This window comes from Pseudomonas saponiphila, assembly GCF_900105185.1.
GTDB lineage: Bacteria > Pseudomonadota > Gammaproteobacteria > Pseudomonadales > Pseudomonadaceae > Aquipseudomonas > Aquipseudomonas saponiphila.
The window spans coordinates 1,245,088-1,257,869 of record NZ_FNTJ01000002.1 but is presented as its reverse complement, the minus strand read 5'-3'; the positions used below and the strand labels follow the sequence as shown (position 1 = coordinate 1,257,869).

The following is a 12,782-nucleotide window of genomic DNA, read 5'->3' as shown; positions in this document are numbered from 1 at the left end:
TTACAGGTCGCCGAAGAAGCGCTTGACGCCCTCGAACCAGCCAGTGGTTTTCGGCGAGTGAGAGTTATCACCATCCAGCGAACCACGCAGCTCTTCCAGCAACTCCCGCTGACGACGACTCAGATTCACCGGCGTCTCTACCGCTACCCGACACATCAGGTCGCCAGCACCGCCACCACGCACAGGAGCAACGCCCTTGCCGCGAATCCGGAACTGCTTGCCAGTCTGAGTCCCCTCGGGAATCTTCAGCTTGACCCGACCATCCAGGGTCGGAATCTCCAGCTCACCGCCCAACGCCGCATCGACGAAACTGATGGGCACCTCACAGAACAGATGCTTGCCGTCGCGCTGGAAGATCGCGTGCTCACGCACATTGATCACCACATAGAGGTCGCCGGTCGGACCACCCTGGGTTCCCGCCTCACCCTCACCGGAAAGACGAATACGATCCCCGGTATCGACACCGGCCGGCACTTTGACCGACAGCGTCTTGTACTCTTCGACACGACCCTCGCCGCGGCACGAATCGCACGGATCGGAAATGATCTTGCCCTGGCCATGGCAACGCGGGCAGGTCTGCTGCACCGAGAAGAAGCCCTGCTGCATGCGCACCTGGCCAATGCCGCCGCAAGTCGGGCAAGTCACAGGTGACGAGCCTTTCTTGGCTCCCGAACCATCGCAAGGCTTGCAATTGACCAGCGTCGGCACACGGATATTGACCGTGGTGCCACGCACCGCCTCTTCCAGATTCAGTTCCAGGGTGTAACGCAGATCGCTGCCGCGCTGCGCGCCGCCGCGGGAACCACCGCGACCACCACCGAAGAAATCACTGAACACATCACCGAAGATATCGGAGAAATTCTGACCACCGAAACCGGCACCGCCGCCGCCCATGCTCGGGTCGACACCGGCATGACCGTACTGGTCATACGCTGCACGCTTACTGGAATCGGACAGCACTTCGTAGGCCTCGTTGGCCTCCTTGAACATGTCCTCCGACGCTTTGTCGCCGGGATTACGATCCGGGTGATGCTTCATCGCCAGGCGGCGGTAAGCCTTTTTCAGCTCCGCTTCGCTGGAGCCGCGCTCCACACCCAACACTTCGTAATAGTCACGCTTTGCCATAAGTCTTTGCACTCTTAAGGACGTCCGGCAAACCCTCCTGAGCTCTGCCAAACTCGCTGAGCCCCAATACAGGCCCGGACCCAACTCACGTCAATTCAACGATCCTGGTCTTGGATAGACGACCCGATTGCAGGTCGACGACTGCGGTCGTCGCAACCGGAAAGCAGGAGCTTCTCCGACCCGACCGCCAGCGCACAAACGGAGGTTGTACGCCGTCAAAAATTCACTGACTCCAGACACGCCAACGCGGGAGCAAGCTCCCGCGCGGCGACATCCTACCAGTCACTGCCCAAAGGCAGTCAACCGGCCGACCAACAAGCTATTACTTGTGCTCTTTAACTTCTTCGAACTCGGCGTCGACAACGTCATCGGCTTTTTCAGCGGATTCGGCGTGTGCTGCCGCGCCCTCTGCAGGCTGAGCCTGTTCGGCGTACATCTTCTGAGCAACCGGAGCCGAGACTTTCGACAGCTCTTCGACCTTGGCTTCGATGGCAGCCTTGTCGTCGCCTTTGACGGCGGCTTCCAGAGCCACCACGGCGGCTTCAATTGCAGTCTTCTCTTCCGCAGTCACCTTATCGCCTGCGTCAGCTACCATCTTGCGAGTCGAGTGCACCAGCGCATCACCCTGGTTACGGGCAGTGGCCAGCTCTTCGAACTTGCGATCCTCTTCCGAGTTGGCTTCAGCATCACGGATCATCTGCTGGATTTCTTCATCCGACAGACCGGAGTTGGCCTTGATCACGATCGACTGAGTCTTGCCGGTAGCCTTGTCCTTCGCACCTACGTGCAGAATGCCGTTGGCGTCGATGTCGAAGGTCACTTCGATCTGCGGCACGCCACGTGGAGCAGGTGGAATGTCGGTCAGGTCGAACTTGCCCAGGGACTTGTTCTGCGCGGCTTGCTTGCGCTCGCCCTGCAGTACATGAATGGTCACGGCGCCCTGGTTGTCGTCGGCAGTCGAGAACACTTGCGATTTCTTGGTAGGAATCGTGGTGTTCTTCTCGATCAGCGCGGTCATCACGCCACCCATGGTTTCGATACCCAGGGTCAGCGGGCTAACGTCCAGCAGCAGTACGTCTTTCACGTCACCAGCCAGTACCGCACCCTGGATGGCAGCACCCATGGCAACCGCTTCGTCCGGGTTGACGTCCTTGCGAGCTTCCTTACCGAAGAAGTCGGTTACGGCTTTCTGCACCAGCGGCATACGGGTCTGGCCGCCCACCAGGATCACGTCGTTGATCGAGCCAACGTCGATACCGGCGTCCTTCAGAGCAATACGGCAAGGCTCGATGGTGCGCTGAACCAGGTCTTCAACCAGCGACTCCAGCTTGGCGCGGGAGATCTTCACGTTCAGGTGCTTAGGACCGGTGGCATCTGCAGTGATGTACGGCAGGTTCACGTCGGTCTGCTGGCTCGAGGACAGCTCGATCTTGGCTTTTTCGGCAGCTTCTTTCAGGCGCTGCATGGCCAGCGGGTCACCCTTGAGGTTCATGCCGCTTTCTTTCTTGAACTCATCAACCAGGTAGTCGATCAGGCGGATGTCGAAGTCTTCACCACCGAGGAAAGTGTCACCGTTGGTAGCCAGCACTTCGAACTGGTGCTCGCCATCAACTTCAGCGATCTCGATCACGGAAACGTCGAAAGTACCGCCACCCAGGTCGTAAACGATCACGGTGTGATCGCCCTTGGCCTTGTCCATGCCGTAGGCCAGCGCGGCTGCGGTTGGTTCGTTGATGATGCGCTTGACGTCCAGACCAGCGATCCGGCCGGCGTCCTTGGTGGCTTGACGCTGGCTGTCGTTGAAGTAGGCCGGAACGGTGATGACCGCTTCGGTCACGGCTTCGCCGAGGTAGTCTTCGGCGGTCTTCTTCATTTTCTTGAGGATTTCAGCCGAGATCTGTGGCGGCGCCATTTTCTGGCCGTTCACTTCGACCCAAGCGTCGCTGTTGTCAGCCTTGACGATCTTGTAAGGGACCATCTGGATATCTTTCTGCACAACTTCTTCGTCAAAACGACGACCGATCAGACGCTTTACTGCGTACAGGGTGTTGTGCGGGTTGGTCACAGCCTGACGCTTGGCCGACTGACCTACCAGAATCTCGCCATCGTTGGCGTACGCGATGATCGACGGCGTAGTACGCGCGCCTTCGGCGTTTTCGATAACTTTTACGTTGCCGTTTTCAAGAATGGAGACGCACGAGTTGGTGGTCCCCAAGTCAATACCGATAATTTTGCCCATGTTAACTCTCCCGAAACTTTGGATTTGGATGCCGCAGCCGTGGTGGCAAACTGCGGTAGCACTTAAACGCTTGACTGATAAATGGGGGCTCTACAGCCGTTTTCAAGCCTTTTCGTCAATCGAAGGCGAAACCGGTGCAGGAACCTTGCTGACCACGACCATGGCCGGGCGCAGCAGGCGACCATTGAGCTGATAGCCCTTCTGGAACACCTTGAGAACACTGTTGGGCTCGACGTCCGCGCTTTCCTGCATGGCCATGGCCTGGTGCTGTTCAGCGTTGAACGGCTCGCCGTGCGGGTCGATGGCTTCCAACTGATAACGCTTGAGGGTGTCGTGGAACATCTTCAAGGTCAGCTCAATGCCTTCGCGCATCGGGCGGATGCTCTCGTCGTCCGGATTGGACAGCTCCAGGCCGCGCTCCAGACTGTCGATCACCGGTAGCAGGTCGCCGGCAAATTTTTCCAGAGCGAATTTATGAGCTTTTTCCACGTCCTGCTCGGCGCGGCGGCGGACGTTCTGCAGATCAGCTGCAACACGCGATGCCTGATCCTGCGCACCAGCCAGTTGCTCTTCGAGCACTTGTACACGAGCCGCCAGGTCTTCACCCGAAGCCTCGGGAGCCTGATTGGCGTCTAGATTTTGCGTATCCAGAGTCTGTTCGTCAGCCATGAAATTCTCCTTTCAATATCTTCAGTGAGCCAGGCCCACTCTTCTGCCCTGCTATATGGGGTCGCATTTTCAGGGTTCAAGCCCGCCACCCCAGCAAAAGTCATCAGCCGTCAGGAAATCCCAGTAACAGTGATTACCCAACGCGCTAAAAAGGTGAGTCATCCAAGCTAATCAAGCTAAGGGAAAGCATTGTCAGCCCAAAACAAAACACTGTATAAATAACCAGACATTTAGCTTGGGAGCGGCCTTCATGCTGGTGCACCTGTCCGTACACAATTACGCCATCGTCGAACACCTGGATCTGGAGCTGGATCGCGGGATGAGCGTCATCACCGGCGAAACCGGCGCCGGCAAGTCGATCATGCTCGACGCACTCGGCCTGACCCTGGGCGACCGGGCCGATAGCGGCGTGGTACGACCAGGAGCCGACAAGGCTGACATCCTCGCGACCTTCGACTTGGCGGACATCCCCGAGGCCCGCACCTGGCTGGCCGAGCGCGACCTGGACAACGACGGCCCCTGCATCCTGCGTCGGGTCATCACCGCCGAAGGGCGTTCACGCGGCTATATCAATGGCACGCCCTGCCCGCTTGGCGACCTCAAGGCACTGGGCGAATTGCTGATAGACATCCACAGCCAGCACGAACACCAGTCACTGCTCAAAACCGATACCCATCGACGCCTGCTGGATGAATATGCCGGCGCTACCGATCTTGCCCGCCAGGTACAACTGGCAGCCCAACGCTGGCGCCAGACCCGCCAGGAACTGGAGCGTCTATCCAATTCCGGCGATGAGCAGCGCGCCCGCCATCAACTGCTGAGCTATCAGCTTGAAGAGCTGGAGAATCTCGGCCTGGGAGAAAACGAACTCGAAGAACTGGAGCAGGAGCACAAGAACCTGACCAACGCCGAAACCCTACTGGGCATCTGCCGCCAAGTGGTCGAACAGTGCAGCGAAAGTGACTCCGGCAATGTCCTCAACGCCTTGACCGTCAGCCTCAACCGCCTGTCCAGCATCGGCAACTCGACAGGGTCATTAGGCGAGGCCACCAATCTGCTGGCCAGCGCCCAGATCCAGGTGGAAGAGGCCGTGGGCGAACTGAATCGCTTCCTCGATCACTTCGATGCCGACCCGGCACGCCTGCAACAGCTGGAGGAACGCCTGGACTCCATCTATACCCTGGCACGCAAGCATCGCATCCAACCCTTCGAGCTGGCGGCCATGCAGCAAACCCTACTGGATGAAATCGAAACACTGGACGCCAACGACGAGAGTATCGAGCGCCTCGGCGAGGAGCTGCAGTCCTTCGCCCGTCACTATCAGGAGAAAGCCCAGGAACTGAGTCGTTTGCGGGAGCAGGCGGCCACCGGGCTGGCCAGCGCGGTAGAACTGGAAATTCAGCGCCTGGGCATGCCCGGCGGACGCTTCACGATCGAGCTGCGAGCCAACACCAGCGATGAGCTGCTGCCCAATGGCCTGGAACAGGTCGAACTCCTGGTCAGTGCCAACCCGGGACAACCGCTCAAGGCGTTAGCCAAAGTCGCCTCGGGCGGCGAACTGTCACGTATCAGCCTGGCGATCCAGGTGATCACGGCACAAACCTCAAGAGTTCCTACCCTGGTGTTCGACGAAGTCGACGTAGGAATCGGCGGCCCGACTGCCGAGATCGTCGGCCAGTTGCTGCGGCGCCTCGGCGAGCGCGGCCAGGTGTTGACCGTCACTCACTTGCCACAGGTTGCCGCCCAGGGGCATCAACATCTGTTCGTGCACAAGGTACGTGGCAACAACGCAACTCATACTGCGGTTTCCAAATTGGGCAAGAACGAAAGAGTCGAGGAAATTGCACGAATGCTGGGCGGTATCGATTTGACCAAGGAGTCCCTGGCCCACGCCAAGAAAATGGTGGTAACAACCAAGGCCTGAGGCTGGAACGCTTCCTTTATATAGGTACAAAACACGAAGGCGACCCTGAGGTCGCCTTCGATCGTTTCACGACTATGCCAGTCGCGTGAGCGGCTTACTTCTTCTTGCGCACATACAGCACAAGATTGTGATCCACCAACTCGAAACCGTGCTTTTCGACAATCGCCTTCTGAAGCTTTTCGATTTCCTCGTCGAAGAATTCGATCACTTCACCAGACTCCACGTTGACCATATGGTCGTGGTGACCGCCATCCGCCAGCTCGAATACAGCGTGACCGCCATCAAAATTGTGGCGCACCACCAGTCCGGCTGCTTCGAATTGAGTCAGTACACGGTAAACCGTGGCCAGGCCCACATCCTCGCCAGCTTCCATCAGCGCCTTGTAGACATCCTCAGCGCTCATGTGCCGCTGCTCGGTGGAATCGAGCATTTGTAGAATTTTGACTCGCGGCAGAGTCACTTTGAGGCCGGCTTTACGTAGTTCGCTATTTTCAACCATGGTCAGCTTTCTCGCCGATGCTGCTTCGCAGCTTCTCTTAATGCGGGTATGATCGGGGTTTACGTTGTCCCAGCCAAGATAGTGGAAGTCGCCCACCGATGCAAAACACCAAGCTCTTGCTAACCAGTTTCACATTCGTGGGACTGCTCGCACTCGCCGGTTGTTCATTCCCCGGGGTTTACAAAATCGACATCCAGCAGGGCAATGTCGTGACGCAGGACATGATAGACCAGTTGCGCCCGGGAATGACCCGACGGCAAGTAAGGTTTATCATGGGCAACCCTCTGTTGACCGACACGTTCCATGCCGATCGCTGGGATTATCTCTACAGCCTGCAACCTGGCGGCGGTGAACGCCAACAGGAACGCGTCAGCCTGATCTTCAATGGCAACGACCAACTGGTCAGCTTGGCCGGCGACTTCATGCCCGGCGTGAGCCGCGACGAAGCCCTGCTTGGTAAAGAGAGCGGCAACACCGTCACCGCACCTGCCGAGAACGCCGAGAAGCCCAAAGCCGAGAAGCCGGTCAAACCGGGCTCGCTGCTGGACCAGATCCAGAAAGACGTGGATGGCGTCAAAACCGTACCAGTGCCTATTCCTGAACCACTGGATACCTCTCCGCAATAATTTGTGGCGAATGAAAAAGCCCGGGCATGCCCGGGCTTTTTATTACCTGAGGGTTCACTGTCCGCGCTTACGCGCCTGAGCGGCCTTGGCGGCACGCAAACGCCGAACCTCTTTCGGGTCCGCCAGCAGCGGACGATAGATTTCGATTCGGTCCCCGGCCTGAACCAATTGCTGCTCAGGGTTCATGACCTGCTTGCCGAAGATACCCACTGGACAGTTCGCCAGATCCAACTCGGCAAAATGCTCACCTATGGAAGAAGCCAGTAGCGCACCGCGCAACGTCGAGCCCTGGGGCACCCATACAGTGATCAGCAACTGACGATCGACTGCGGCATAAACCACCTCGACCGAGATCAGGGACTCAGCCATGCAGTTGTTTGGCCCGCTGGCAGAATGCATCCACCAGGGTATTGGCCGCCTGGTTGAACAGCGGTCCTAATGTAGCCCGCACCAAAGGCCCCGCATAATCGAAAGACAGATCGAGACTGATCTTGCAGGCCTTCTCTCCCAACGGCTTGAACACCCACAGACCATGTAATTGATTGAACGGCCCCTCCTCCAGGTTCATCTCGATCGACTGTCCCGGCACCAGGTTATTACAGGTCACAAAACGCTGACTCATGCCGCCCTTGGCCACCGCCAGACTGGCACGCATCCGCTCCTCGCTGTTTTCCAGCACCTCGGCCGAAGAACACCAGGGCAGAAACTCCGGGTAACGGGCCACATCATTGACCAGGTCATAAAGGAATTGCGCCGGATAAGGCAAAAGGGCCGAACGTTGAATATGGGTCGTCATGTGAGCTTCATTTCCACAACTGGGCGGCAAACACCACAAGAATGCCGACGGGCGCCACATAGCGCATCAAAAACAAGGCCAAGGTGAACAACAACGGACTGCGCAACGACAACTCATCACGAACAGCCTCACGGCCCATCACCCAACCTGCAAACACCACGAAGCACAAACCGCCAAGAGGCAACATGATCCGCGAGGTGAAAAAGTCGATCACACCAAAGAAATCCAGACCGCCGGCCGCGCCCCATCGATAGAGATGAAAAACGCCGCCTTCGTTCACGAAAAACTTGGCCTGCTGCCAGATATTGAAGGAGAACACCGTCCCCAATCCCACGAACCAGCAGCTGAACGCCAGCCAGAATGTCACCCAGCCGCGGCGGATTTTAGTCCTCTCGACGAGATAAGCCACCATCGGTTCCAACAAGGAAATGGCCGAGCTCCAAGCAGCAATCGCCACCAGGATAAAGAACACTACGCCCATAAGCTGGCCGAACGCCACATTGCCGAAGGCGAACGGCAAGCTGATGAACATCAAGCCTGGCCCCTCACTGGGGTTCAGCCCGGCAGCGAACACAATGGGGAACAAGGCCATTCCCGCCACCAGGGAAACAAAGGTGTCCAGCAGCGCCACCCCCACCACAGTGCCGGACAGCGACGAATGCTTCGGCATATAGGCGCCGTAGATCATGATCGAGCCGACACCAACACTGAGGGAAAAGAACGCATGCCCCATGGCCGGCAACAGCCCATCCAGTAGTCGGTCCAGGCTGAAGTCGAACATGAAATGCAGGCCCTGCATGAAGTGCCCGGTGGTCATGCTGTAACCCAGCAGCACCAGCAACATCACGAACAGCAGCGGCATCATGACCCGCAAACTGCGCTCCAGCCCCGCCACTACCCCCTTGGCAATCACCCAGGCCGATAGCAGCATGAACAGCGTGTGCCAGAAGGTCAGGCGCCAAGGGTCGGACGTCACGGCAGAGAAATACGCCCCGACCTGGCCCGCCGTCACACCTTGGAAATCCCCTCGCCCCATGTCGATGATGTAGTCCAGGGACCAACCACCCACCACGCTATAAAAGGAAAGAATCAGCAGCGCCGTAATCATTCCGGCGAAAGCGCCCCAAGACCACCTGGCCGAATGCCCAGCCTCCAGGGCCAGCACCTTCAGGGCATTCGCCGGGCTTTGACGGGCGCGGCGGCCAATCAGGGTTTCCGCCAGCATCACCGGCAACCCGATCAGCGCAATGCACGCCAGAAACACCAGGACAAAGGCACCACCACCATAGACGCCGACCATGTAGGGGAATTTCCAGATGCTCCCCAGGCCCACGGCCGAACCAGTTGCAGCGAGTATAAAGACCCAGCGGCTTGCCCAGCCGCCGTGGACAGAGACCCTGTCTGTCGACATCGTTAACGCGCCCAACCGAAAAAAAAGAGCGCGCATTGTCCGGGATTCAATCAACCTGCTCAAGCACGCTGCGTCACCGTAGCCGAGGCGCGCGCAACTCCCTATAATGCCGCCCCTATGGCTAAACAGAAGAAACACCCAACAGGGACCATCGCGCAAAACAAAAAGGCGCGTCACGATTACTTCATCGAACATCGGTTCGAGGCTGGACTGGTCCTGGCCGGCTGGGAAGTAAAGAGTCTGCGGGCGGGCAAGGCGCAACTGGTGGACAGCTACGTGCTGCTCAAGGATGGCGAGGCCTGGCTGTTCGGCAGCCATTTCACCCCGCTGACCACCGCCAGCACCCACGTCATTGCCGACCCGACCCGCACGCGCAAGCTGCTGCTCAACCAGCGCGAGCTGGAGAAGCTGTTCGCCGCTGTGCAGCAGAAGGGTTACGCCTGCGTCTGCCTTTCGCTCTACTGGAGCAAGCACCTGGTCAAGTGTGAAATTGCACTGGGCAAGGGCAAGAAGGAATACGACAAGCGTCATACCGAACGCGAGCGCGATTCCGATCGTGAATTGCAGCGTGCGGTGCGGACCAAGGGCAAGGAAGACTAATCTTCCTGCCTTGAAGTCGCTTTCGCCGGCAAGCCGGCTCCTACAACACCCAGGTAGGAGCCGGCTTGCCGGCGATTTGCATTACATGCCCTTGCGTCGTTCGGCCCGGGCCACTCGCTGCACTTCCTGACGCACTTCCTCGAGCACTTCCTGCACATAGAGAATGTGCCGGCTGGAAATTTCCCGCGCCTCTTCGGCACGCCCTTCGATAATCGCCAGGTACAGGTCGCGATGCTGACTGATCAGCATGTCGCGGGTTTCCGTGCGCTGTTTGTACATGCCACCGATGTTGGTCACCACGTTGCGCTTGAGCAGGTCGAACAAGCCGCGAATGGTGTGCAGCAACACCGCGTTATGGCTGGCCTCGGCAATCGCCAGGTGGAACTTGGCATCGGCCGCGCCTTCCTCGGTACGGCTGACATCATCGGCCCGGGAGTAGCAATCCTGCAGCTCCTCGAAGGCTTGAGTCAGCCGCTCGCGATCCACCGCCGTCGCCCGCAACGCCGCGTAATAAGCGCAGGACGCTTCCAGGGTGTGGCGAAATTCCAGCAGGTCGCGCTGAGCATCCGTGTTGTTTTCCAGCAGGTGCAGCAGCGGGTCGCTGAAGGTCGAGCCCAGCGATTCCACCACATAGTTGCCACCGCCCTGACGGCTGATCAGCAAGCCCTTGGCCGTGAGCTTCTGGATCGCCTCGCGCAGTGATGGGCGGGACACACCAAACTGCTCCGCCAGTGCACGCTCGGCCGGCAGCCGCTCACCGGCCTTCAAGGTGCCTTCGAGAATCATCCCTTCCAGGCGCTCGACAATATCGTCGGACAAACGGCGCTGGCGTATCTGATCAAACCCCATAACTCACTCTCCACCCTCCCGACCCTTCGCCGGGGGGCTCTATTCTGGCCTATTCACAGCGTGCCAACACCTGGCAGAACGCAGCCATTTGTACCCATCAGATGGCCGCCATATAGCGCATTCGACAAAAGTTTCAGGGCGGCAAATTGACACACCGTGCACAAGGCTTTTACCCTAGCCAACAGCGATTGTAAATTGGTCTTACCAATTAACCAAGACGCTAGCAGTGCCTGACCAACAACAATTAGGGGCCACCCCATTATGCAAACCTGGCAACAGCTCTATAGCCCGCTTGGCAGCCTCGGCCTGTCCGCCCTCGCCGCCGTTATCCCGATCGTGTTCTTCTTCCTGGCTCTGGCCGTGTTCCGTCTCAAAGGACACGTCGCCGGGAGTATCACCCTGGCCTTGTCGATCCTGGTGGCGATCTTCGCCTTCAAGATGCCCGCCGACATGGCCTTCGCTGCCGCTGGCTATGGATTTGCCTACGGTCTGTGGCCCATCGCCTGGATCATTGTCGCCGCCGTGTTCCTCTACAAGCTGACCGTGAAGAGCGGCCAGTTTGAAATCATCCGCAGCTCGGTGCTGTCGATCACCGACGACCAGCGCCTGCAGGTGCTGCTGATCGGCTTCTGCTTCGGCGCCTTCCTCGAAGGCGCGGCCGGCTTCGGCGCACCCGTGGCAATCACCGCCGCCCTGCTGGTGGGCCTGGGCTTCAACCCGCTGTACGCCGCCGGCCTGTGCCTGATCGCCAACACCGCGCCCGTGGCCTTCGGCGCCCTGGGGATTCCGATCATCGTCGCCGGCCAGGTGACCGGCATCGACGCCTTCAAGATCGGCGCCATGACCGGCCGCCAACTGCCGCTGCTGTCGCTGTTCGTGCCGTTCTGGCTGGTGTTCATGATGGACGGCCTGCGCGGCGTCAAGGAAACCTGGCCCGCCGCCCTGGTCGCCGGCCTGAGCTTTGCCGTGACCCAGTACTTCACCTCGAACTTCATCGGCCCGGAACTGCCGGACATCACCTCGGCCCTGGCCAGCCTGATCTCCCTGACCCTGTTCCTGAAGATCTGGCAGCCCAAGCGCACTGCTGGCGCGCAGATCGCCGGTGCCACCTCCAGCGCGGCCGTGACCGCCAGCGCCGGCGGCTTCGGTCAGCCCCGCAGCACCGTCGCTTCGCCCTACAGCCTGGGGCAAATCTTCAAGGCCTGGTCGCCGTTCCTGATTCTCACCGTGCTGGTGACCATCTGGACCCTCAAGCCCTTCAAGGCGATGTTCGCCGCCGGCGGCTCGATGTACGGCTGGGTATTCAACTTCGCCATCCCGCACCTGGATCAGCTGGTGATCAAGATGGCGCCGATCGTGACCACGCCGACCGCCATTCCGGCGGTGTTCAAGCTCGACCCGATCTCCGCCACCGGCACGGCGATCTTCTTCTCCGCGCTGATCTCCATGCTGGTGCTGAAGATCGACGTCAAAACTGGTCTGACCACTTTAAAAGAAACCTTCTACGAACTGCGCTGGCCGATCCTGTCCATCGGCATGGTGCTGGCGTTCGCCTTCGTCACCAACTACTCGGGCATGTCCTCGACCATGGCCCTGGTCCTGGCGGCCACCGGTGCGGCATTCCCGTTCTTCTCGCCGTTCCTGGGCTGGCTCGGGGTGTTCCTCACAGGTTCTGATACCTCGTCCAACGCCCTGTTCAGCTCGCTGCAGGCCACCACCGCGCACCAGATCGGGGTCAATGACACCCTGCTGGTGGCGGCCAACACCAGCGGCGGCGTGACCGGCAAGATGATCTCGCCACAATCGATCGCCGTGGCCTGCGCCGCCACCGGCCTGGTGGGCAAGGAATCGGACCTGTTCCGCTTCACCCTCAAGCACAGCCTGTTCTTTGCCACTATTGTCGGCCTGATCACCCTGGCCCAGGCCTACTGGTTCACCGGCATGCTGGTGCACTAAGCGACACCGAAAGAACCGACGCCGCCCTGACCCGCGGCGTCCGCATTCACCACCCGGTCTGCAAGGCTGCTGAAAGCTTGCTGGTTTA

Annotated in this window: 12 protein-coding genes; 4 read left to right on the top strand and 8 right to left on the bottom strand. The window is 59.3% G+C overall.

Translation table 11 applies throughout. The features are described from left to right. From dnaJ to grpE, 3 genes are all read right to left on the bottom strand, one after another. Complete coding sequence (gene dnaJ, locus BLV47_RS27565) at window positions 1-1,125, bottom strand: molecular chaperone DnaJ (protein ID WP_016967224.1); 1,125 nt, start codon at window positions 1,123-1,125, stop codon at window positions 1-3. Window positions 1,126-1,447: 322 nt separating this feature from the next. Further along, window positions 1,448-3,364: a molecular chaperone DnaK gene (gene dnaK, locus BLV47_RS27560; RefSeq protein ID WP_092319488.1), complete on the bottom strand. Its 1,917-nt coding sequence runs from the start codon at window positions 3,362-3,364 to the stop codon at window positions 1,448-1,450. 102 nt (window positions 3,365-3,466) lie between these two features. After that, window positions 3,467-4,033: a nucleotide exchange factor GrpE gene (gene grpE, locus BLV47_RS27555; protein WP_092319486.1), complete on the bottom strand. Its 567-nt coding sequence runs from the start codon at window positions 4,031-4,033 to the stop codon at window positions 3,467-3,469. 250 nt (window positions 4,034-4,283) lie between these two features. On the opposite strand from grpE, the gene recN reads away from it, so the two are divergent. After that, window positions 4,284-5,957: a DNA repair protein RecN gene (gene recN / locus BLV47_RS27550; protein ID WP_092319484.1), complete on the top strand. Its 1,674-nt coding sequence runs from the start codon at window positions 4,284-4,286 to the stop codon at window positions 5,955-5,957. Window positions 5,958-6,051: 94 nt separating this feature from the next. Here the strand turns inward: recN and fur are convergent, their stop codons facing one another. Further along, window positions 6,052-6,456 carry a ferric iron uptake transcriptional regulator gene (fur, locus tag BLV47_RS27545; protein WP_011059185.1) on the bottom strand — a complete coding sequence of 135 codons (405 nt, stop codon included), beginning with the start codon at window positions 6,454-6,456 and terminating at the stop codon, window positions 6,052-6,054. A 98-nt stretch (window positions 6,457-6,554) separates the two neighbouring features. Between fur and BLV47_RS27540 the strand changes: the two genes are divergently transcribed. Next, the gene (locus tag BLV47_RS27540) at window positions 6,555-7,082 is read left to right on the top strand and encodes an outer membrane protein assembly factor BamE (protein ID WP_060837477.1); all 528 of its coding nucleotides are present in this window, start codon (window positions 6,555-6,557) and stop codon (window positions 7,080-7,082) included. Window positions 7,083-7,136: 54 nt separating this feature from the next. Here the strand turns inward: BLV47_RS27540 and BLV47_RS27535 are convergent, their stop codons facing one another. The 3 genes from BLV47_RS27535 to BLV47_RS27525 are packed head-to-tail and all read right to left on the bottom strand — an operon-like array spanning window position 7,137 to window position 9,289. After that, window positions 7,137-7,451 (bottom strand): RnfH family protein, encoded by a 315-nt coding sequence (locus BLV47_RS27535; RefSeq protein WP_092319482.1) that lies wholly within the window; start codon window positions 7,449-7,451, stop codon window positions 7,137-7,139. Beyond that, window positions 7,444-7,878, bottom strand: a complete 435-nt coding sequence (locus BLV47_RS27530) for a type II toxin-antitoxin system RatA family toxin (RefSeq protein WP_092319480.1) — start codon at window positions 7,876-7,878, stop codon at window positions 7,444-7,446. Before BLV47_RS27530 ends, BLV47_RS27535 begins: the two co-directional genes overlap by 8 nt. Window positions 7,879-7,885: 7 nt before the next feature. Then, entirely contained in the window at window positions 7,886-9,289 is a 1,404-nt protein-coding gene (locus BLV47_RS27525) for a sodium-dependent transporter (protein ID WP_092319478.1), read from the bottom strand. A gap of 117 nt (window positions 9,290-9,406) precedes the next feature. On the opposite strand from BLV47_RS27525, the gene smpB reads away from it, so the two are divergent. Next, window positions 9,407-9,889, top strand: a complete 483-nt coding sequence (smpB, locus tag BLV47_RS27520) for an SsrA-binding protein SmpB (protein WP_022642145.1) — start codon at window positions 9,407-9,409, stop codon at window positions 9,887-9,889. A gap of 81 nt (window positions 9,890-9,970) precedes the next feature. On the opposite strand, the gene BLV47_RS27515 is transcribed toward smpB, so the two are convergent. Beyond that, window positions 9,971-10,738, bottom strand: a complete 768-nt coding sequence (locus tag BLV47_RS27515) for a GntR family transcriptional regulator (protein ID WP_092319477.1) — start codon at window positions 10,736-10,738, stop codon at window positions 9,971-9,973. A 261-nt stretch (window positions 10,739-10,999) separates the two neighbouring features. Here BLV47_RS27515 and BLV47_RS27510 point away from each other — a divergent pair, with 261 nt between their 5' ends. Then, complete coding sequence (locus BLV47_RS27510) at window positions 11,000-12,694, top strand: lactate permease LctP family transporter (protein ID WP_092319475.1); 1,695 nt, start codon at window positions 11,000-11,002, stop codon at window positions 12,692-12,694. The last annotated feature ends 88 nt before the right edge of the window (window positions 12,695-12,782 follow it).

Bases quoted from the DNA above. Each gene is read 5' to 3' on its own strand.
- dnaJ (WP_016967224.1), bottom strand. From the start codon at position 1,125: ATGGCAAAGCGTGACTATTACGAAGTGTTGGGTGTGGAGCGCGGCTCC.
- dnaK (WP_092319488.1), bottom strand. From the start codon at position 3,364: ATGGGCAAAATTATCGGTATTGACTTGGGGACCACCAACTCGTGCGTC.
- grpE (WP_092319486.1), bottom strand. From the start codon at position 4,033: ATGGCTGACGAACAGACTCTGGATACGCAAAATCTAGACGCCAATCAG.
- recN (WP_092319484.1), top strand. From the start codon at position 4,284: ATGCTGGTGCACCTGTCCGTACACAATTACGCCATCGTCGAACACCTG.
- fur (WP_011059185.1), bottom strand. From the start codon at position 6,456: ATGGTTGAAAATAGCGAACTACGTAAAGCCGGCCTCAAAGTGACTCTG.
- BLV47_RS27540 (WP_060837477.1), top strand. From the start codon at position 6,555: ATGCAAAACACCAAGCTCTTGCTAACCAGTTTCACATTCGTGGGACTG.
- BLV47_RS27535 (WP_092319482.1), bottom strand. From the start codon at position 7,451: ATGGCTGAGTCCCTGATCTCGGTCGAGGTGGTTTATGCCGCAGTCGAT.
- BLV47_RS27530 (WP_092319480.1), bottom strand. From the start codon at position 7,878: ATGACGACCCATATTCAACGTTCGGCCCTTTTGCCTTATCCGGCGCAA.
- BLV47_RS27525 (WP_092319478.1), bottom strand. From the start codon at position 9,289: ATGTCGACAGACAGGGTCTCTGTCCACGGCGGCTGGGCAAGCCGCTGG.
- smpB (WP_022642145.1), top strand. From the start codon at position 9,407: ATGGCTAAACAGAAGAAACACCCAACAGGGACCATCGCGCAAAACAAA.
- BLV47_RS27515 (WP_092319477.1), bottom strand. From the start codon at position 10,738: ATGGGGTTTGATCAGATACGCCAGCGCCGTTTGTCCGACGATATTGTC.
- BLV47_RS27510 (WP_092319475.1), top strand. From the start codon at position 11,000: ATGCAAACCTGGCAACAGCTCTATAGCCCGCTTGGCAGCCTCGGCCTG.